This is a genomic window from Rhizobium aethiopicum (genome assembly GCF_014197535.1).
GTDB classification, from domain to species: domain Bacteria; phylum Pseudomonadota; class Alphaproteobacteria; order Rhizobiales; family Rhizobiaceae; genus Rhizobium; species Rhizobium aethiopicum_A.
Genome location: NZ_JACIFV010000002.1, coordinates 465950 through 487011 on the forward strand (window position 1 = coordinate 465950; position 21062 = coordinate 487011).

Genomic DNA, 21062 nt, shown 5'->3' on the forward strand with positions numbered 1-21062 from the left:
TAACCCGGAGCGCCCACTTCGTTCCTTCTCGAAACGTCGCAGATATGGAGAACGGGCGCGGCAAGTTAAGCCCCTCCCCCTTGTGGGGAGGGGCTTGGGGCGGGGTCTTTTATGGATCCTTGTACCGATGTAGTCTTCTTTTGCACTCAGCCGCTGTTGTCGCCGAGAAGGCGATCGTAAACAGCGCCAATCGCTTTTGCTTCCTTCTCCAGCGCGAAATTCGCCCGGACATGGCACAGCGCATTCTCGCCATGGGCGATCGCCAGTGCGGGATCTGCGATATAGGGGGCGATTGCCCGCGTCAGCGCTTCGCCGTCACCGGCGGCGACGACCGAGCCGGTCTCGCCGTCGGCGATGAGTTCGGCATAGGCGCCCGCATCCGATGCCACGACGGCGGTGCGAGAAGCCATGGCTTCGAGCGGCGTCAGGCCGAAGCCTTCGTTGCGGGAAGGGGCGACGTAAAGCGTCAGGCGGCGATACCAGACCTTGATATCAGGCACTTCGCCGAGGAAGAGAATGCGGTCGGTGAGCCCGGCGCCGGCGACATCGGCCTTGAGCTTTTCGCCGAAGGCGGTGTGCTCCGCCGTCACGCGGCCGGAGACGACGGCCGTCCATTCCGGATGCTGCGGCAAGAGTTCGATCATCGCCTGGACGAAGAGATCGGTGCCTTTCTGATGGCGCACGCGGCCGAAGCAGCCGACGAGATAGCGGCCGGGCAGGCCGGTCGCGGCGATGCCGTCGTCGGCCGTTTCCGGCGGATGGAAGATAGAAAGGTCGACGCCGTGCTGGATAACCGTATGCGGTACCTCGAGGAAGGAGCCGGACCGGTCGCTGGTTGCAATCACCGCATCCATACGGCGGATTAGCCATTTCGTGTAGGCGGTGTGACGGCGTTGCGCCGCCGAGGTGAAGAGCAGCTTCAGCGGCATGCGCAGGACATAGCGAAGCAGGATGCCGACAGCCATCTCATTGTTGCGGCGGGCGTGCCAGACGCGGTGACGGCGGCGTGCGGGCGGGCGCCACAAGCCGAGGATCTGCGGCCATGTCAGTTTCGCCAAGCCGTCGGGCAGGCCGGGGCCGAGCGTCGCGATCCTCATGCCGAGCCGGATCTGGCACGGGATGAGCTGGACGATAGTCGACGTGACGCCGGAGAGCCGGCGCTTGAAGTTGGGCGCGATGATCTCGACGTCACGAATGTCCGGCAAGGGATGGATCTCGTGTCTGGCGGGCGATCAGCCCCAGGAAACCTGGAGGATTTCGTAGGCCTTGGAGCCGCCGGGTGCGTTGACCTCGATGGAATCACCGACTTCCTTGCCGATCAGCGCGCGGGCGATCGGGGAGGAGATGGAGATGCGGCCAGCCTTGACGTCGGCTTCCTGGTCGCCAACGATCTGATAGGTCTTTTCTTCTTCGGTGTCCTCGTCGACGAGCTTCACCTTGGCGCCGAACTTGATCTTGTCGCCCGACATCTTGGTGAGGTCGATGACCTCGGCGCGCGCCGTTAGGTCTTCCAGTTCGCTGATACGGCCCTCGTTGTGGCTCTGGGCTTCCTTGGCGGCGTGGTATTCGGCGTTTTCGGAAAGGTCGCCATGAGCACGGGCCTCGGCGATCGCCTCGATGATTCGGGGGCGCTCCTCCTGCTGACGCCAGCGCAGCTCTTCCTGCAGCTTGACGAAACCACCCTGTGTCATCGGTACCTTTTCAACCATTTTTTTGTCCTTCACTCCTTGTGTTCGCGCAATCAGGCGCCCACACAAAAGAAAACAGGTCCCGAAGGGGAGCTTCGGAACCGTGCCACATTTCTAGTTAAGTGCTTATAGCAGATCGGCAAGGCCGATTTCCAGAAAATTCGCATAGACGAAATGCAACCCACTGCGGCATCGGGCGATGCGCCCCAAAATGGGGCAGAGGCGGGATCGTTTCGGTTGACTATGTATATTAGAACATATAGTGAACATTGGGATGAAGAAGTCGCTAACCGAACGCTTGGCCATTCTGTCCGACGCTGCGAAATATGACGCTTCCTGCGCGTCCAGCGGCACGGTGAAACGCGATTCGAGCGCAAACGGCGGGCTGGGTTCAACCGAGGGATCCGGTATCTGCCATGCCTATGCTCCGGATGGGCGGTGCATTTCGCTTCTGAAGATCCTGCTCACCAATTTCTGCATCTACGACTGCGCCTATTGCGTCAATCGCTCCTCCAGCAATGTCGAGCGGGCACGCTTCACGGCGGAGGAGGTCGTCTGGCTGACACTCGAATTTTACCGCCGCAACTATATCGAAGGCCTCTTCCTTTCCTCCGGCATCATCCGCTCTTCCGATTACACGATGGAGGAGATGGTCCGCATTGTCCGCGAGCTGCGGGTGACGCATAATTTCCGCGGCTATATCCATCTCAAAGCGATCCCCGAGGCGTCGCCGCATCTGATCGAGGAGGCGGGGCTTCATGCCGACAGGCTGTCGCTCAATATCGAACTGCCGACCGACAGCGGGATTTCCCGTTTCGCGCCGGAAAAGAAGCCGGCCAGTATCAGGCGATCGATGGCTGATCTCAGGTTGAAGATCGAGGCGGCCGATGAACCGACGCTTAAGACCAAAAAACGACAGCGTTTCGTCCCGGCTGGCCAGAGCACGCAGATGATCGTCGGCGCGGATGGGGCCAATGATGCGACGATCCTGGCGAGCAGCGGCCGGCTCTATAGCAGCTATGGTCTGAAGCGTGTCTATTATTCCGCCTTCAGCCCCATCCCAGACGCCTCAAAAAACCTGCCGCTGATCAAGCCGCCGCTGATGCGGGAACACCGACTTTACCAGGCCGACTGGCTCTATCGGTTCTACGGCTTCGGCATCGACGAGATTACCGCAAACCAGGCGGGCGGCATGCTCGATCTCAATCTCGATCCGAAACTTGCCTGGGCGCTGGCCAACCGGGCCGATTTTCCTGTCGACATCAACAAGGCTGAGCGCGAGCGGTTGCTGCGTGTGCCCGGCCTCGGCACCAAGACGGTGAAGGCGATCGTTTCGGCACGCCGGTTTCGTCGCCTGCGGCTCGATGAGCTCGCCCGGCTCGGCGTTTCGATCAAGAAGGTCCGAGCCTTCATCTCAGCGGAAGGCTGGTCGCCGCGACGGCTAGTCGACCGCCCGGATCTGCGCGCCATGTTCGAGCCGCAGCCTGAACAATTGTCGTTGCTGTGATGCGCCGGGTCGTGCTTGCGGGGCGCGGAGATCTTGGCGAATGGCGTGACGCCGCACGCGCCCTGGCGGCCGCCGGCATATTGCCCGAGGAGATCGACTGGCGTGAAAAAAGCGCCGAGGCCGATCTTTCATTTCAACGGGACGCCATGCCGCCCGCGCCTGCGACAACACGCAAGCCGATGACGGTGCCGCCCGCCTTCATCGAGCTTGCCGAGACGGTTCTCTGCCATTCCGATCCGGCGCGATTTTCTCTGCTGTACCGTCTGCTCTGGCGGCTTCAACTGGATCGGCAGCTGCTGGAGGTAAGTTCCGACGAGGATGTCGTGCGGGCCAGGCTGATGGCGAAGAACGTTCGGCGCGACGCGCACAAGATGACGGCCTTCGTCCGTTTCAAGGAAGTCGGCGCGGTATCGGCAGGTCGCCGGAAATTCCTCGCCTGGTTCGAGCCGGATCATCATATCGTCAGGCGCACGGCTGCGTTTTTCCAGCGGCGTTTCACCGACATGGACTGGCTGATTGCCACGCCCAAGGGCTCGGCGGCCTGGGACGGCGAGCGGCTGACGATTGCCGACGAGCCCTGCGAAAAGCCTAATCTCAGCGATGCCACGGACGAACTCTGGCGGACCTACTATGCCAGCATCTTCAACCCGGCGCGGTTGAAGGTGAAGGCGATGCAGGCGGAGATGCCGAAGAAATACTGGAAGAACCTGCCGGAGGCCGACCTTATTCCCGGTTTGATTGCATCGGCCGAAAGCAAGGTGCGGGAGATGGCGGCGCGGGAGGTGACGCAGTCGCTGCCGTTTCACGACCGCTTACAGCAGGCCGCACGCAATCAGCCCGCAGAACCCGAGCCTCCGGCGGGCACGCTGGAAGCACTGCGCGCAGAAGCCGCGGTCTGCACGCGCTGCCCTTTGCATGCCTATGCGACCCAGACTGTCTTCGGGGAGGGGCCGCGTGATGCGCGGGTGATGTTCGTCGGCGAGCAGCCGGGCGATCAGGAGGATATTTCCGGACGTCCCTTCGTCGGACCTGCCGGCATGCTGCTCGATCAGGTGCTATTGGAGGCGGGCATCGACCGGTCGACGCTCTACGTCACCAATGCCGTCAAGCATTTCAAATATGAGCCGCGCGGCAAGCGGCGCATCCACCAGAAGCCCAATATGGGCGAGGTAAAGCTTTGCCGCTGGTGGCTCGATCGGGAAATGTCACTCATCAAGCCGAAACTGATCGTCGCGATGGGCGCGACGGCGCTTGCTGCGCTGACCGATGTGAAAGAACGCCTGCAGGATGTCAGGGGAAGGGCGATGGCGATCGAAGGAGGGCGCACGCTCTTCGTGACGGTGCATCCGTCCTATCTGCTGCGCATTCCGGACGAGCGACTGAAGGCGGAGGAGCTGGCGCGGTTTCGCGACGACCTGCTGAAAATTCAGCGGCTTATCGTCTCAGCTGGATAAATTGATTCCGGCTGAGTTTGCGCCACCGCCTTATGGCGATGGCGCTGCCGTATCAAGCGAAGTAGCTTTGCAGCGGCCGAACTTCGAGATTGCCGGCCTTCAGCGCCTTGATCGCCTGGGCGGCGGCTTCGGCGCCGGCCATCGTCGTGTAATAGGGCACCTTCTGCATCAGCGTCGCGCGGCGCAGCGACTTGGAGTCCGAGATCGCCTTATTGCCGTCGGTGGTGTTGATGACGAGCTGGACCTGGCGGTTGCGGATCGCGTCCTCGATGTGCGGACGTCCTTCCAGGACCTTGTTGATCTTGTTGGCGGTGATGCCGTTTTCGCCGAGGAAGCGGGCTGTGCCGCCGGTTGCCAGCACCTTGAAGCCCTCTTCGACGAGGATGCGGATCGCCGGCAGCACGCGCGCCTTGTCCTCATCGCGCACGGAGACGAAGACCGTTCCGTCGCGCGGCAGTTCGACGCCGGCGCCGAGCTGCGACTTGGCGAAGGCCAGGGCAAAATCGGTGTCGAGGCCGATCACTTCGCCGGTCGAGCGCATTTCCGGGCCGAGTAGCGTGTCGACGCCGGGGAAACGGGCGAAGGGGAAGACGGCTTCCTTGACGGCAATGTGCGTGAGCTTACGCGGATCGGGCTTCGTGCCGTAGGCGGCGAAGGTGGTGTCGAGCGTCTCGCCGGCCATGACGCGGGCGGCGATCTTGGCGATCGGCGCGCCGATGGTCTTGGCGACGAAGGGCACGGTGCGCGAGGCGCGCGGATTGACTTCGAGCACGTAGACAGTGCCGTCCTTGATGGCGAACTGGACGTTCATCAGGCCGCCGACATTGAGCGCCTTGGCCATGGCTTTCGCCTGGCGTTCGAGTTCGTCGAGCAGTTCGACCGGCAGCGAGCGCGGCGGCAGCGAGCAGGCCGAGTCACCGGAATGGATGCCGGCTTCCTCGATATGCTCCATAATGCCGGCGACATAGACGTCGGTGCCGTCGGAGAGGCAGTCGACGTCGACTTCGATCGCATGGGTGAGGTAGCTGTCGAAGAGCAGCGGGTTTTTGCCGAGCAGCGTGTTGATCTGGCCGGTCTTGTCGTTGGGATAACGCTGCTTGATATCCTCAGGCACCAATTCCGGAACCGTGTCGAGAAGGTAGGTCTGCAACTGGCCTTCCGAATGCAGGATCTGCATGGCGCGGCCGCCGAGCACGTAGGACGGGCGAACGACCAGCGGGAAGCCGATCTCGGCGGCGACGAGGCGGGCCTGCTCGACCGAATAGGCGATGCCGTTGTTCGGCTGGTTGAGGTCGAGTTTCATCAAGAGCTTCTGGAAGCGGTCGCGGTCTTCGGCGAGATCAATCATGTCTGGCGCTGTGCCGAGGATCGGGATGCCGTTCTTCTCAAGTGCTTCGGCAAGCTTCAGCGGCGTCTGGCCGCCGAACTGGACGATGACGCCGACGACTTCGCCCTTTTCCTGTTCGGCACGCAGAATCTCGATCACGTCTTCGGCCGTCAGCGGCTCGAAGTAGAGACGGTCCGACGTGTCGTAGTCGGTCGAGACGGTTTCGGGGTTGCAGTTGATCATGATCGCTTCATAGCCGGCATCCTTCAGCGCGAAGGCGGCATGGCAGCAGCAATAGTCGAACTCGATGCCCTGGCCGATGCGGTTCGGGCCGCCGCCGAGGATGACGACCTTCTTGCGGTCGGAGACTTGAGCTTCCGAGCGGGCGGCGCCGACGAAGGGCGTCTCGTAGGTCGAATACATATAGGCCGTAGGCGAAGCGAATTCGGCCGCACAGGTGTCGATACGCTTGAAAACCGGACGCACGTTCAGGCTGTTGCGGAGTTCCGCGACTTCCTTCGGGCGCTTGCCGGTCAGGGTCGCCAGCCTCGCGTCGGAGAAACCCATGGCCTTCAGCATGCGCAGGTTCGCGGCATCGCCGGGCAGGCCATGCTCGCGGATGCGGGCTTCCATGTCGACGATATTCTTGAGTTCGGCGATGAACCAGGGATCGATCTTGCAGCCTTCATGCACCTCTTCGATGCTGAGGCCCTGGCGCAGCGCCTGGGCGACCATACGCAGGCGGTCCGGCGTCGGCGTGCCGATGGCTGCGCGGATGGCGTTCTGGCTGGATTCGCCTTCTTCGAAATCGGGGATCTCGATTTCGTCGAGGCCGGTCAGGCCGGTTTCGAGGCCGCGCAGCGCCTTCTGCAGCGATTCGGCGAAGGTGCGGCCGATCGCCATGACTTCACCGACCGATTTCATCGCCGTCGTTAGGACCGGCGAGGCGCCGGGGAATTTCTCGAAGGCGAAACGCGGGATCTTGGTGACGACATAGTCGATCGACGGCTCGAAGGAAGCCGGCGTTGCGCCGCCGGTGATGTCGTTTTCCAACTCGTCGAGCGTGTAGCCGATGGCGAGCTTCGCGGCGACCTTGGCGATCGGGAAGCCGGTGGCCTTGGAAGCGAGTGCCGAGGAGCGGGAGACGCGCGGGTTCATTTCGATGACGACGAGGCGGCCGTCCTTCGGATTGACGGCGAACTGGACGTTCGAGCCGCCGGTCTCGACGCCGATCTCGCGCAGCACTGCGATCGAGGCGTTGCGCATGATCTGGTATTCCTTGTCAGTCAGCGTCAGCGCCGGAGCGACGGTGATGGAATCGCCGGTATGAACGCCCATCGGATCGATGTTCTCGATCGAGCAGATGATGATGCAGTTGTCCGCCTTGTCGCGGACCACTTCCATTTCATACTCCTTCCAGCCGAGCACCGATTCTTCGATCAGCACTTCGGTGGTCGGCGAAGCATCGAGACCGCCGCCGACGATTTCGAAGAATTCCGATCGGTTGTAGGCAATGCCGCCGCCGGTGCCGCCGAGGGTGAAGGAGGGGCGGATGATGGCGGGCAGGCCGACATGGTCGAGTGCCTGGGCGGCGATCGCCATGGCATGGTTCAGGTAGCGCTGCTTGCGGTCGCTCTCGCCAAGATTCCACTGGTTTTCCAGCTCGTCCAGCGCCTTGTCGAGGTCGGGACCGGAGAGGCTTTCGCGCAGTTTGGTGCGCTCAGCCTCATGCGTCTTGCGGTCGAGATCCTTGATGTCGGTGGCGTTCGCCAGCATCGAACGCGGCGTTTCCAGGCCAATGCGGGCCATCGCCTCACGAAATAGCGCGCGGTCTTCGGCCATGTCGATGGCCGCCGGCTTGGCGCCGATCATCTCGACATTGTAGCGGTCGAGCACGCCCATGCGCTTCAAGGATAGGGCGGTATTCAGTGCCGTCTGGCCGCCCATGGTCGGCAGCAGCGCGTCAGGGCGCTCCTTGGCGATGATCTTCGCGACGACTTCCGGGGTGATCGGCTCGACGTAAGTTGCGTCTGCCAGCCCGGGGTCGGTCATGATCGTCGCCGGGTTGGAGTTGACGAGGATGACGCGGTAGCCTTCCTCTCTCAAAGCCTTGCAGGCCTGGGTGCCGGAATAGTCGAATTCGCAAGCCTGGCCAATGACGATCGGTCCCGCGCCGATGATGAGGATCGATTTGATGTCTTGGCGCTTCGGCATGGCGATATCCATTTTCTGGCTGCGCAGAAAACCGGCCAGGGTGGGAGATCACCGGGTCGGTTGCGCATGCTGGGTCTTTTCAGGCTAGAAGCGGCTTATAGGCAAATGTATTTGCAAACGGAACCCCATAAATCGCGGAATCGACAGGAATTCGAACCGGCGCGGACGCCTATTCCCGGCCGGGGATGACGAGTGCCCGGATTTCGCCGCTGCGCGCCGGATTGACGATCGCGTCCGGGGCTTCCGCAAGCCCAATCCTGCGGGAGATCAACGGCTCGACCTTGATCCTGCCGGAGGCGATCAGATCGGCGGCGCGGCAATGGGTGAAGGGGTTGACGAAGGAGCTTATCAGCCTGACTTCGCGAAACAGCAGGTCAAAGGGCTCGATCTCGATTTTTGCCCCCTGCGGCATCACGCCGAGAATGACGGCAGTGCCGCCACGGCGGGCAAGCCGCGGCGCCTGTTGCATGGTTTCAGCGACGCCGGCGCATTCGAAGACGACGTCGGCGCCGCCGGCCAGCAATCCGTCTGCGGCGGTGATGCGGGCAACGATATCGCCGTCGCCTGGATCGGCCGTTGCCGTGGCGCCGAGGATTTCGGCCAAGCGTCGTTTTTCGGCGCTGCGCGTCACCAGAATGACGCGGGTGGCGCCGGCGAGCCTTGCCAGTTGAACCGTGAGCAGGCCGATCACGCCGCCGCCGAGTACGATGACTGAAGCGCCGGTATGCAGCCCGGCGAGATCGACGCCGTGGATGCAGCAGGCGAGCGGTTCGCAGAAGGCGCCGTGGAGCGGATCAAGATCGGTCGGCAGCGCGAAGGCCTGGCTTTGCGGCATGCAGACATAATCGGCAAAGCCGCCGTCGCGGTGAATGCCGATCGCCTGCAGGTTCCGGCAGAGATTGACTCGGCCGCGCCGGCATTCCTCGCAGCCGCCGCAGGAAATGTTCGGATCGCCGGTCACACGCATGCCGGGGCGGAAATCGGTCACATCAGGTCCGACGGTCTCGACGATGCCGGCGAATTCATGGCCGAGCGTCACCGGCGGCTTCGACGGAAATTCGCCGTGGAAGATATGGCGGTCGGTGCCGCAGATGCCACAAGCCTCAATTCGGACGAGCAATTCACCCGGACCAGGTATCGGCCTTTCGACTTCGCAAAGATGCAACTGTCCCGTCGCTTGCAGACGCACCGCCTTCATCGCCATCTCCTCCCGCATTCTCCCCTTCTAACAGGAAGAGCGAAAGCAGGAGTCGCGTCAAGCGGTTGACGCATCTTCTTTACGTGATGGGGACGCATGGCTGGGGCCGATGGGCTGAGGGAACAATATCCCGTCCGTCAAGTTTGCAGCCGAGGAGCCGTGCAACCGCCTATTTTGCATGCGGTTGAAGCCGCTGGAATTCCTCCTGCTGACGGTTATATAAATTCATTGATGACAAGCATCGGGATTGGCGGGGAGAACGAAGATGGAATGGAGAGGCCGGCGTCAGTCCGACAATGTCGAGGATCGCCGCAGCGATCCCACCGGCGGCGGGTTCGGCCGCGGCGGTGGCTTCAGTTTTCCCTCAGGCGGCGGCGTCCGCCGCGCCGGCGGCGGCTTGAGCATCGGTACGATCATCTTCCTCGTCGTCATCTATTTCATCTTCAAGATGATGGGTGTCGATCTGCTGCAGGTGCTCGAAACCGGCGGCATGTCGAGCGGTCCCGGCTACGAGCAGAGCGAGTCCGCGGGCACGCGCACGCCCGCCAACGACGAGATGACCGCCTTCGTGCGCACCGTTCTTGCCGAAACTGAAGACACCTGGAACGGGATCTTTCAGGCCCAGGGCCGGAATTACGAGGAGCCGCGCCTTGTTCTCTTCTCGGGACAAACGCAATCAGCCTGTGGATTTGCCTCTGCCGCGACGGGTCCATTCTACTGCCCGGGGGATCATAAGGTCTATCTCGACACGGATTTTTTCCAGGAATTATCCGATCGGTTCGGAGCTTCCGGCGATTTCGCCGAAGCCTATGTCGTCTCTCATGAGGTGGGCCATCACGTGCAGAACCTGCTCGGCATCCTGCCGAAGTTCAATCAGGCCCGTCAGCGCATGAGCGAGGAGGAAGCCAACAAGATGTCGGTGCGCGTCGAGCTGCAGGCTGATTGCTTCGCCGGCATCTGGGGCAAATATACCGATCAGAAGGGGATCTTGGAGGCCGGCGATCTCGAGGAGGCGCTGAACGCCGCCCAGCAGATCGGCGACGATACGCTGCAGAAGCGCTCGCAGGGTTACGTGGTTCCCGAAAGTTTCAACCACGGCACCTCGGCGCAGCGCGTCAGGTGGTTCAAGCGCGGTTTCGACAGCGGGCAGCTGACGGCGTGCGATACGTTTTCGGGGCCGGTTTGAGGGTGCAATGTCCTGCCGTGCAGCCCCCTCATCCGCCCTACGGGCACCTTCTCCCCGAGGGGAGAAGAGGGAGTCGAGACGTTGTGGCAAGTCCCCTTCTCCCCTCGGGGAGAAGGTGCCCGTAGGGCGGATGAGGGGGCCGCACGACGGGACGTTTCAGCCCCTTTGACCTAATACCTAGCCTTATTTCTCACTATCCATATGCTGCAGCATATGCTCGGGATAACGCCCACCCGCAGCCGCGTCCTTCGGCACAGCTCGTTCGATCGCGGCGAAATCCTCCGGTAACAGGTCGACTGCGCGTGAACCGAGCGCCTCGGTCAACCGGTCGCGGCGGCGTGCGCCGATGAGGGGGACGATATCCTTGCCCTTGGCGGTGACCCAGGCGATGGCGATCTGGGCGACGGAGACACTTTTTGCTCGGGCGATCTCGCGCAGCTGTTCCACCAGCGCGAGGTTCTGCTCGATATTGCCGTCCTGGAAGCGCGGGCTGTGGGTACGGAAGTCACCGGCGGCGGCCTGACTCTTCTGCCAATGGCCGCTGATCAGGCCGCGCGAAAGCACGCCGTAAGCGGTGATCGAGATGCCCAGCTCGCGTGTCGTCGGCAGGATCTTCTCTTCGATGCCGCGCGAGATCAGCGAATATTCGATCTGCAGGTCGACGATCGGGGCGGTGGCGGCGCCGCGGCGGATGGTGTCGGCACCGACTTCCGACAGACCGATATGTCTGACGTAACCGGCTTTGATCAAATCGGCGATGGCGCCGACGGTGTCCTCGATCGGCACATTCGGATCCAGGCGGGCAGGGCGGTAAATGTCGATATAGTCGACGCCGAGGCGCTGCAGCGTGTAGGCCAGGAAGTTCTTCACAGCCGCCGGGCGGGCATCGATGCCGCTCCATCCGCCTGCAGGATCGCGCAACGCGCCGAACTTGACGCTGATGACGGCGTCTTCGCGCCTGCGGCCCTTCAATGCCTCGCCGATCAGCATTTCGTTGTGGCCCATGCCGTAGAAATCGCCGGTGTCGAGCAGATTGATGCCGGCATCGAGGGCGGCGTGGATTGTCGCAATGCTCTCGGCGGGGTCGGCGGGACCATACATGCCCGACATGCCCATGCAGCCGAGGCCGATGGCCGAGACATCGGGTCCGGTCTGTCCCAAACGATAGGTCTGCATTGTCTTCTCCTTTATTGCGCCAGGCGGCGTGACCGGGCATCCGCGCCGGAGCGCTGCTGTCGAGGCTGTTCCACCGTCTTCGTATCCGGGCGGAACAGGCTGCGCGGGGAAATGCACAATGAGTGTTCTGCCTGGATTGATCTGGATGCCGTCGCGGCGATTGCAAGGGAGTTGTCGCCGGGATCCGCCGGAACGACGCCGCGCGTCTACCGGTTGAGGCCCAGACGATTTTCCCGTAGAACTCCTGAGATGCTTCCAGATGTTCACGGATTGTTTCAGTTTCTTTTCTGAGCTATGTCACTTTCCGGCGACGGAGATCGTCTTTCCAGAAACAGCCGCGGTTGAGATGCTTCATGCTTGATCCCAAATTCGTTCGCCGCGGCCTTTTCCTGGTCTTCGTCATTCTCTTCCTCGACATTATCGGCATCGCCATCATCATGCCGGTGCTGCCCGCCTATCTCGAGCAACTGACCGGCGGCAGTGTCAGCGATGCGGCGATCGACGGCGGCTGGCTGATGCTTGTCTATGCCGGCATGCAGTTCCTGTTCGCGCCATTTCTTGGAAACCTGTCCGACCGCTTCGGCCGCCGGCCGATCCTCCTGCTTTCGGTGCTGACCTTCGCGATCGACAATTTCATCTGCGGCATCGCCACCAGCTTCTGGATGCTGTTCGTCGGCCGCGTGCTTGCCGGCATCAGCGGCGGCAGCTTCGCCACCTGCTCGGCCTATATCGCCGATATCAGCACGGAGGAGAACCGCGCGAAGAACTTCGGACTGATCGGCATTGCCTTCGGCGTCGGCTTCACCATCGGCCCGGTCATCGGCGGCTTCCTAGGGGAATTCGGCCCGCGCGTGCCCTTCCTCGGCGCTGCCGCTTTGTCGCTTCTCAATTTCCTCGCCGCCTGCTTTCTGCTGCCGGAGACGCTGGAGGCGAAGAACCGCCGCCGCTTCGAGTGGAAACGCGCCAATCCGCTCGGCGCGCTGCGACAGATGCGCCATTACCCCGGCATCGGCGGGGTCAGCCTCGTCATGTTCCTGTTCTTCCTGGCGCATGCCGTCTATCCCTCGGTCTGGTCTTTCGTCTCGACCTACCGCTATGGCTGGAGCGAGGGGCAGATCGGCCTGTCGCTCGGCATTTACGGCATCGGCGCGGCGCTCGTTATGGGGCTGGTCCTGCCGCGTGTCGTGCCTCTGCTCGGCGAATGGAAGACCGCGCTTCTCGGGCTCTGCTTCTCCGCTGCGGGGCTGACCGGCTATGCCTTCGCCTGGGAGGGCTGGGTGGTTTATGTCGTCATCGTGGCGACCGTCATCGAAAACGTCGCCGATCCGGCGCTGCGCAGTATTGCCGCCGGCAAGGTGCCGCCTTCGGCGCAGGGCGAGTTGCAGGGCGCGCTGACCAGCCTCAGCAGCATCACCACCATTGTCGGGCCGCTGATCTTCACGCAGATGTTCGGCTATTTCACGCGGCCTGAGGCGCCCGTCACCTTTGCCGGTGCGCCTTATCTCACGGCTGCCGTGCTCATCGTTCTGGCCGCCGGGGTGTTTCTTACGAGGGTTCGAGCCCGGGAGCCGGCCGAGGCGCTGGAAGGCGTGGGCTGAACCGATCAGAAATGGTGATGGTATGATGAATTTTTCATCATCTGCCTGTATTGGGGTAGTTCTTTGCGGGGCTTTGATTTAAGCCCGATTGATATTTTTGCGCCAACTACGCGGCGTTGCAGATCTCAATCACAGGACTGGTGTCATGGACACGCCGATCGACGCGCGCAGCCTTGCGCCGACAAACGATAATCGTTGGGGTGCGCATTTCCGTGCAACACTGGCGCTCGGCATTCCGCTGATCGGCGCACAGCTCGCTCAGCTCGGCATCAATACCACCGACGTGATGATCGTCGGGCGCCTCGGCGCCGAGCATCTGGCGGCGATGGTGCTCTCGGCTCAGTTCCTCTTCACGATCCTGATCTTCGGTTCGGGTTTTGCCATCGCCGTCATTCCGATGGTGGCGCAGGCCTATGGCCGCGGCGACGTCGTCTCTGTGCGCCGATCGCTGCGCATGGGGCTGTGGGTGGTGATTGGATATTGGGCCGTTATGCAGCCCGCTTTCTTCAATTCCGAGCAGATCCTGCTCTTCGCGCAGCAGAAGCCGGAGGTGGCCAAGCTCGCGCATGGCTATATCATGATCGGTCAGTTCGGCGTGCTGCCGGCACTGCTGTTCAACGTGATGCGGGCGCTGGTCAGCGCCATCGGCAAGGCAGGCATCATCCTCAACGTCACCATCGTTACGCTGGTGATGAACGCGTTCTTCGCCTATGCCCTCGTGCTCGGCCATTTCGGCTTTCCGGCGATGGGGCTTGAGGGTGCGGCGATCGTGTCGGTCGTGGTACAGACGGCTGGTTTCCTCTTCATCCTTGCCTTCGTGCAGAGGCGGGAGGAGACGCGCCGCTACGAGATCTTCGTGCGTTTCTGGAAGCCCGACTGGCATGCGCTGCTGGAAGTCATCCGGCTCGGTTTCCCGATCAGCGTCACCATCCTTGCCGAGGTCAGCCTGTTCACGGTGGCCTCGCTGCTGATGGGCTATATCGGCACGATCGAACTTGCCGCCCACGGTATCGCCCTGCAATGGGCCTCGATCGCCTTCATGATCCCGCTCGGCCTCAGCCAGGCGGCGACGGTGCGCGTGGGCGTCGCGCACGGGCAGGGCGATTATGACGGGCTGGTGCGGGCTTCGATCATGGTGTTCATCCTCGGCTGCGCCATTTCGGCGGTGGGCTCGGTGCTCTTTGCCACCATGCCGCAATTCCTGGGCAGCTGGTTCCTCGACGTCAGTTCGCCCGAGGCGCCCGAGGTGCTCGCCTATGCCGGGCCGCTGATCGTCGTTGCCGGGCTTTTCCAACTGGTCGATGGGCTGCAGGTGATCGCCAACGGATTGCTGCGCGGCCTGAAGGACGCGCGCGTGCCGATGATCATGGCGCTGATCGCCTACTGGCCGATTGGCTTCTTCCTGGCTTGGGCCTTCGCTTTTCCGCTGGGCCTGGGCGGCATCGGCATCTGGTTCGGCTTCCTCGTCGGGCTGGCGGCGGCGGCCGCCATGCTCTGCGGACGGTTCTATCTTCTCGTTCGCCGGGAGGGCGCGATCGCCGGCGTCTGAGCCGGCGGCCACAACCCTCAAGCGGCGACAGGCTTGTAGCTGCCGATATCGGCTCGAATGCCGAGACGCGAAAACATTTCCTGCGGATCGCAATTTGCGGCCCTATGGGCGGCCGTCACGGCTGCCCGCGCACGCTCGACGACCTCGGTATTTTCCCATTCGGCGATGGTGACGAAATTGAATTCGCCGGGACCTGCGACCTGCTCCAGCACCCGGTGATCGATGAAGCCCTCCTGTGCCTCCAGCAGCTTGTGGGTCATCATCACTTTGACAAGAAATTCCTCACGCGCCGCCGCCGGCACGATGAACTTGTCGACACGATAGAAAGCTCCGCTCATCTATATCTCCTGCATCGGATCTGCAGGCAGTTCTGTAATTCCTCAAGCATGGTTGAGGTCAATAGTGAAAGGGGAGGGGCCGGTCGAAAGTCCATTGCTTTCCTGTTTCGGGGACATTGTCGAAGCTTGATGCAACGGTGCGCCAGAAGCGGTCGCTGGCTCGGCATCATTGCGTGGAGCTTCAACGTCGGGTGCGTCCATGAGCCATTGGACAAGTCGATCTCAACCAAGATCGCTCCAAGCCGCGGCTAGAAGTTCTTTCTTGCCCTCTGTCTCCCTGCTATCCTGGAAGTGAGGAGACCGCGCCATGAGCGAGAACCGAAAGCTGGCTGCAATCCTGGCCGCAGACGTGGTCGGGTACAGCCGGCTTGCCGGCGCCGACGAGGACCGCACTCTGGCGAGATTGCGGGCACTGCGCAGCGATCTCATCGATCCGACGATCGCCGTGCACCATGGCCGGGTGGTGAAGCGCACCGGCGATGGTGCGCTGGTCGAGTTCCGCAGCGTGGTGGACGCCGTGCGCTGCGCCATTGAGGTGCAGAACGGTATGGTCGAGCGGAATGACGGCGTGCCGCAGGATCGTCGCATCGAGTTCCGGATCGGTATCCATCTGGGCGACGTGGTCGAGGAGAGCGACGGCGATCTGATGGGCGATGGGGTCAACATTGCCTCGCGATTGGAGGGCGTCGCTGCGGCGGGCGCGATCTGCCTGTCCGAGGATGCCTATCGCCAAGTCAAGGCGAGGCTCGACCTCTCGGTCAGCGATCTCGGCAACACGCAACTCAAGAACATCGCCGAACCGATCCGGGTCTATTCGCTGCAAGTCGGCAGCGCCGGGACCAAGGCAGCCGCGACCTCGGAAACCGCAACGAACCCACCTGCGACGGCAACGTCGCCGAAGCTGTCGATCGCCGTCCTGCCCTTCGCCAACATGAGCGGTGACGCCGAACAGGACTACTTCGCCGACGGCATATCGGAAGACATCATCACGGCGCTATCGAAGTTGTCGCAGCTCTTCGTCATCGCCCGCAATTCGTCGTTTACCTTCAAGGGCAAGAACGTCCAGGTGCAGGAGGTGGGCACGAAGCTCGGCGTGCGGCATGTTCTCGAGGGCAGTGTGCGCAAATCGGGGAACAGGGTACGCATCACCGCGCAGCTCATCGACGCGACCACCGGCGGGCACATATGGGCGGAGCGGTTCGATCGCGACCTGACCGACATATTCGCGGTTCAGGACGATGTAACGCAGAAAATCGTCGATGCGCTGGCGGTCAGTCTGACAGAGGGCGATCGAAAAAGGCTGGTGCCGGGGCAGACCGGGCGCCCTGAGGCGTATGATTGCTTCCTGCGTGGCCGGGAGCTGTGGCACCGCCTGACGAAGCAAACGAACAGCGATGCCCGCGAGCTTTTGCGACGCGCCGTCGACCTGGACCCGAACTTCGCCTCGGCGCACGCCTTTCTCGCTCTTACTCACGGGCTCGACTACCTGAACCGGTGGAGCGCGTCGCCGCAGCGCTCCATCGAGCAAGCCGAAGAGGCTGCGACGCTGGCGGTAGCGCGGGATGATAACGATCCTGTTGCACACTGGGCGCTGAGCGTGGTCAAGCTTTACTCGCGACAGCACGATAGAGCCATCAGCGAGGCCGAGCGTGCGATAGTCCTCAATCCGAACTTCGCCGAAGGGCAGGTCAGCCTCGGCGAGGCACTAATCTATTCGGGCAGAGCCGGGGAGGCACTCGCCTGTTTCGATCGGGCGAGGGTCCTGAATCCGTACTTTCCGGATGTCGTTCTCCACTTTCAGGCTTTGGCTCTGTTTCAACTGGGAAGGTTCCGAGAGGCCGTCGAGCTGTTGCTGCAGCGCGTGAGCCGCAACCCCATTACCGATGTCTCCCCCGCGCTTCTCGCCGCCTGTTACGGGCACCTCGGCCGTTTCGAAGAGGCTCGCGCGGCGTGGCAAGAAGTGCTGCGAGTCAATCCCGACTACTCCTTGGAATACCGTCGCAAAGTCTTGCCCTTCAAGAATCCCGCTGATTTCGAGCTTGTCGTGGAGGGGCTACGCAAGGCCGGTGTCGCACAATGACGGATGATTAATGTCCGATCTTGAAGCTGTTGCCGCCGTTTGCACGGAGCTGAGTAATAGCCAGTGCCGGCGCAACCACGACCCTCAGCGTCAGGAAGCTGCGAAGCCGTCCTCTACTTGCGAACGCAAAGCAGCCCTGTTCTTCGGCAACGAAAAAAGGTCGCTATGGGCAGATAGCGGTCCTTTCTCTGATAGCTGTCTTTCAAGTTCAAGAGATGCTGCGTTACGTTGGTGGCTGCCCGTTTAACGGGCCTTGCGAAACCGGCACTTCTTGAAATCAGCGTTCGGCGAGCGCTGGTTCGCCCTTCTTCTCGCGCACCATGTTGACGAAGCGGCGGAAGAGATAATGGCTGTCCTGCGGGCCGGGAGAGGCTTCCGGATGGTGCTGGACGGAGAAGACCTGCTTGCCGAGCACGCGCAGGCCGCAATTGGTGCCGTCGAAAAGCGAAACATGAGTCTCTTCAACGCCGTCGGGCAGCGACTTCGAGTCGACCGCGAAGCCGTGATTCATCGAGACGATCTCGACCTTGCCCGTTGTGTGATCCTTGACCGGGTGATTGGCGCCGTGATGGCCCTGGTGCATCTTTTCGGTCTTGGCGCCCAAGGCGAGGCCGAGCATCTGGTGGCCGAGGCAGATGCCGAAGACCGGGACATCAGTCTTAACAAGCGTCTTGATGACCGGCACGGCATATTCGCCGGTTGCCGCCGGATCGCCGGGACCGTTCGACAGGAAGATACCGTCCGGCTGCAAGGCGAGCACGTCTTCGGCGCTCGTTGTTGCCGGCACGACGGTCACCTTGCAGTCGAGGCCGGCAAACAGGCGCAGGATGTTGCGCTTGACGCCGTAATCGAGGCAGACGACGTGATATTTCGCATCCGCCGCGCCGAGTTCGCCGTAACCTTCATTCCAGACCCACGGCGTCTGCGCCCATTGTGAGGACTGGCCGGACGAGGCGATCTTGGCAAGATCGAGACCTTCCAGGCCGCTCCAGGCCTTGGCTTCGGCCTTCAGCGCCTCGATGTCGAAGACGCCGTTGGGGTCGTGGGCGATCACCGCGTTCGGAGCGCCGTTCTCGCGGATCCAGGCGGTGAGCGCACGCGTGTCGATGCCGCAAAGGCCGATGATGCCGCGGGCCTTCAGCCATTGGTCGAGGTGCTTGGCGGCGCGGTAGTTCGAGGGGTCGGTGATGTCGGCCTTGAAGATGACGCCGACCGCGCCGTGGCGGGCTGCAGGCGTCAGGTCCTCGATATCTTCGTCATTGGTGCCGATATTGCCGATGTGGGGAAAGGTGAAGGTGACGATCTGGCCGAGATAGGAGGGGTCGGTCATGATCTCTTCGTAGCCGGTCAGCGCCGTGTTGAAGACGACTTCGGCCTGGACCTTGCCGGTGGCGCCGATGCCCCTGCCTTCGATCACCGTACCGTCGGCAAGAACGAGCAAGGCGGTCGGCTTTTCGGTTGTCCAGGGTGCTGTTGCGGTCATCTTCATCCCGTTTCCGGCGGCCGATGCGCTTAGCCGCGCTCGTCGCCATTTGATCTCGCAGACGTGTGGGCACGGCAATGCCGCGCGCTTCAGGCCTGATCACGAATTTTGGTGCAGGTGGCGGTAAATAGCCAAGCAATCGCTGAGCGTCAATCTTTGTAGCCGGGATTGCGGCCGTTTTCCTGCGCTTTATCGCGCCCATCGCGCAATTTATTTGATCGGTCGCATCGGCGTGGTTTATGAAGCGGCATCAAAAAAGGAGTGAAGACATGCTGCGCGATCAACTCGCCACCCAGCTGAAAGAGGCGATGAAGGCCAAGGATACGGAGCGGTTATCGACCGTTCGGCTGATTCAGGCGGCGATCAAGGACCGCGACATTGCCAATCGCGGTACCGGCAAGGAGCAGGCGAGCGACGACGAGATCCTGCAGATCCTCGCCAAGATGGTGAAGCAGCGCGACGAATCGGCCAAGATCTATGAGGAGAATTCCCGGCCGGAGCTTGCCGCCAAGGAGCGGGCGGAAATCACCGTCATCCAGGACTTCATGCCGAAGCAGCTTTCCGACAGCGAAGTGCGCGCCAACATCTCGGCGATCATCACCGAGACGGGTGCTGCCGGCGTCAAGGACATGGGCAAGGTGATGGCGGCGCTCAAGGAGCGTTATGCCGGCCAGATGGATTTCGCCAAGGCATCGGCAACCGTCAAGGAGCTTTTGAACGGATAAGCCTCAGATGGCCCGTCTCGCTTGCGGTTCTTGACGGACCGCAGGTCCGAGCACGGCCTCGGCGGCGGCATCGACGATGGCGAACTTCGCCGCCTGATAGTTCCAATATTCGAGGATGAAGCGGCGGGACAGCCAGAAGTCGCCCTTGCGCGAAGGTTCTGTCCAGCCGACGCTTTCCATGGTCGCGGCCTGGGTCAGAAGCCGCTTCAGGTGGGTATTGGAAATCATGAATTGTTCGCGGAGCTCCCGGAGCGACAGGGGACCGATAACGACGCGCTCGGCCGCCCGAGGAAATTGCGGAAGGCGGGAGATCAGGTAATCCATCACCAGTCCGCCGGAATTCGCCCAGTTGAAGAGGTTGAAGGTGGGGCCAGGATTGCGCACGGAGTCGCTGCCGATGATCGCCCTTGCGATCCGCGGCTGGATCGCAGCCATTGTTGCGGAGGGGTCGGCGGTGATCTGGTCGGCGCGTTCGCCGCCGTCGAGGCTGTCGAGGATCATCATATGGGTGACGAGCCATCGGGTGAAATGCTGTTCGGCAATTTCGGTCGGTTCCAGATAGCGTGTGCGCTTGTCAGGTCCGGGCACCACACGCAGGGAACGATAGGCCAGCATTTCCTGCATGAAAGCCGCGGCCGTGTTGCGGCTGGCGATGTCGTTCTTGACTGCGAAATCGACAAAGCGGCCGGAATAGAGGCCACCGCTCTGGCCGTCGTCGGGGTGACCGTAATGAAGTGCGAAGCCGGCATGGGCCATCAGCCAGCGCTGCTGCGCGGCGAAAATCGATGCGATGCGCGGGCTCTCGCGATAGATCGCAAGCAGTTGATTGGCGCAATGTAGGATCGCAGCGAGAAAGCGATCGTCTGCTGCAAGATTTTCCGCGGTGAAAGCCATTGGGAAGGGTCCAGGAGTTCGGGCATACATCTTTCATGCCCGCGCCGTCTGTCAACGGTTTTGTCGATAAGCGGTTAATTTCAAAGGGAGAGTTGGCAACAGAGCCTAAATTTAAGAAGGCAGGAGCTGGGGGCGCTCCTGCCTTCTTGCTCTTTGCTTCCGCCGGCAACGCAGGGCTGAGGCCCAAGCCGGAGGGTATTTGCAAAGGCACCCTTGCGAAGCGGCGCCGGGGGTAGGGATGGTGCTTCGCTCGGGGATCGCTTTGTTGAGATCAAACCTATGGCGATGCGGCTGTCTGTTCAAATTACAAAAAAATAATGATTGCCGGAAACGGCGCTTCGAGCGTCTTCGAGGCGAAGGTTCGGCAGGCGCCGCGAGGATCACGATCCGCGAGCGATCATGCCGATAAGCGGCTGTTTTGAAACGTTTTAATTCGGTTTCGTGTTATGCCACCGCTCGTGCCGAAGCCCTTGAGGCGGCCGACCTCAGGCCTTTCGGCGACAATAATGTCGCACCCCTGTCGCAGGGGTGGTCACGCGTTGTTGATTGGATAACCGACGCTGCCACCGTTGGGTGCACTTGCCTGTGAATAGCGGGTTTTCCCGACGAGTTTCGTGGCATGGTGCGGCAAAGCAGCTTATATGG

At 62.0% G+C, this 21062-nt stretch carries 15 protein-coding genes; 7 read left to right on the plus strand and 8 right to left on the minus strand.

What is annotated here, in order from left to right; genetic code table 11:
* Positions 1-146: 146 nt before the first annotated feature.
* Together GGD53_RS05360 and greA are read right to left on the minus strand one after the other, a co-directional pair.
* Complete coding sequence (locus GGD53_RS05360) at positions 147-1205, minus strand: glycosyltransferase family 4 protein (RefSeq protein ID WP_184454234.1); 1059 nt, start codon at positions 1203-1205, stop codon at positions 147-149.
* Positions 1206-1232: 27 nt separating this feature from the next.
* Positions 1233-1709, minus strand: a complete 477-nt coding sequence (gene greA, locus GGD53_RS05365) for a transcription elongation factor GreA (RefSeq protein WP_017965278.1) — start codon at positions 1707-1709, stop codon at positions 1233-1235.
* A gap of 253 nt (positions 1710-1962) precedes the next feature.
* Between greA and GGD53_RS05370 the strand changes: the two genes are divergently transcribed.
* Entirely contained in the window at positions 1963-3195 is a 1233-nt protein-coding gene (locus GGD53_RS05370) for a putative DNA modification/repair radical SAM protein (protein ID WP_184454236.1), read from the plus strand.
* Complete coding sequence (locus GGD53_RS05375; RefSeq protein ID WP_184454239.1) at positions 3195-4649, plus strand: UdgX family uracil-DNA binding protein; 1455 nt, start codon at positions 3195-3197, stop codon at positions 4647-4649. Before GGD53_RS05370 ends, GGD53_RS05375 begins: the two co-directional genes overlap by 1 nt.
* Positions 4650-4701: 52 nt before the next feature.
* Here GGD53_RS05375 and carB read toward each other — a convergent pair whose 3' ends face one another.
* Together carB and GGD53_RS05385 are read right to left on the minus strand one after the other, a co-directional pair.
* Complete coding sequence (gene carB / locus GGD53_RS05380) at positions 4702-8190, minus strand: carbamoyl-phosphate synthase large subunit (protein WP_184454241.1); 3489 nt, start codon at positions 8188-8190, stop codon at positions 4702-4704.
* A gap of 169 nt (positions 8191-8359) precedes the next feature.
* The gene (locus GGD53_RS05385; RefSeq protein WP_184454338.1) at positions 8360-9388 is read right to left on the minus strand and encodes a zinc-dependent alcohol dehydrogenase family protein; all 1029 of its coding nucleotides are present in this window, start codon (positions 9386-9388) and stop codon (positions 8360-8362) included.
* A gap of 265 nt (positions 9389-9653) precedes the next feature.
* On the opposite strand from GGD53_RS05385, the gene ypfJ reads away from it, so the two are divergent.
* A complete protein-coding gene (gene ypfJ, locus GGD53_RS05390) occupies positions 9654-10574 on the plus strand; it encodes a KPN_02809 family neutral zinc metallopeptidase (RefSeq protein ID WP_184454243.1) in 921 nt (306 codons plus the stop codon).
* A 183-nt stretch (positions 10575-10757) separates the two neighbouring features.
* On the opposite strand, the gene GGD53_RS05395 is transcribed toward ypfJ, so the two are convergent.
* Positions 10758-11750, minus strand: coding sequence for an aldo/keto reductase (locus GGD53_RS05395; RefSeq protein WP_184454246.1), 993 nt, complete (start codon positions 11748-11750; stop codon positions 10758-10760).
* Between the two features lie 353 nt (positions 11751-12103).
* Here GGD53_RS05395 and GGD53_RS05400 point away from each other — a divergent pair, with 353 nt between their 5' ends.
* The gene (locus tag GGD53_RS05400) at positions 12104-13348 is read left to right on the plus strand and encodes a TCR/Tet family MFS transporter (protein WP_184454248.1); all 1245 of its coding nucleotides are present in this window, start codon (positions 12104-12106) and stop codon (positions 13346-13348) included.
* Between the two features lie 145 nt (positions 13349-13493).
* The gene (locus GGD53_RS05405; protein WP_088391835.1) at positions 13494-14897 is read left to right on the plus strand and encodes an MATE family efflux transporter; all 1404 of its coding nucleotides are present in this window, start codon (positions 13494-13496) and stop codon (positions 14895-14897) included.
* 17 nt (positions 14898-14914) lie between these two features.
* Here the strand turns inward: GGD53_RS05405 and GGD53_RS05410 are convergent, their stop codons facing one another.
* Positions 14915-15235: an antibiotic biosynthesis monooxygenase family protein gene (locus GGD53_RS05410; RefSeq protein WP_184454250.1), complete on the minus strand. Its 321-nt coding sequence runs from the start codon at positions 15233-15235 to the stop codon at positions 14915-14917.
* A 307-nt stretch (positions 15236-15542) separates the two neighbouring features.
* On the opposite strand from GGD53_RS05410, the gene GGD53_RS05415 reads away from it, so the two are divergent.
* Entirely contained in the window at positions 15543-17315 is a 1773-nt protein-coding gene (locus GGD53_RS05415; protein WP_184454252.1) for an adenylate/guanylate cyclase domain-containing protein, read from the plus strand.
* 277 nt (positions 17316-17592) lie between these two features.
* Here GGD53_RS05415 and carA read toward each other — a convergent pair whose 3' ends face one another.
* On the minus strand, positions 17593-18798 hold the full coding sequence (gene carA / locus GGD53_RS05420) for a glutamine-hydrolyzing carbamoyl-phosphate synthase small subunit (protein WP_184454340.1): 1206 nt from the start codon (positions 18796-18798) through the stop codon (positions 17593-17595).
* Between the two features lie 269 nt (positions 18799-19067).
* Between carA and GGD53_RS05425 the strand changes: the two genes are divergently transcribed.
* Complete coding sequence (locus GGD53_RS05425; RefSeq protein WP_184454254.1) at positions 19068-19523, plus strand: GatB/YqeY domain-containing protein; 456 nt, start codon at positions 19068-19070, stop codon at positions 19521-19523.
* A 3-nt stretch (positions 19524-19526) separates the two neighbouring features.
* Here GGD53_RS05425 and GGD53_RS05430 read toward each other — a convergent pair whose 3' ends face one another.
* Positions 19527-20417 (minus strand): hypothetical protein, encoded by an 891-nt coding sequence (locus GGD53_RS05430; RefSeq protein ID WP_184454256.1) that lies wholly within the window; start codon positions 20415-20417, stop codon positions 19527-19529.
* Positions 20418-21062 lie beyond the last annotated feature (645 nt).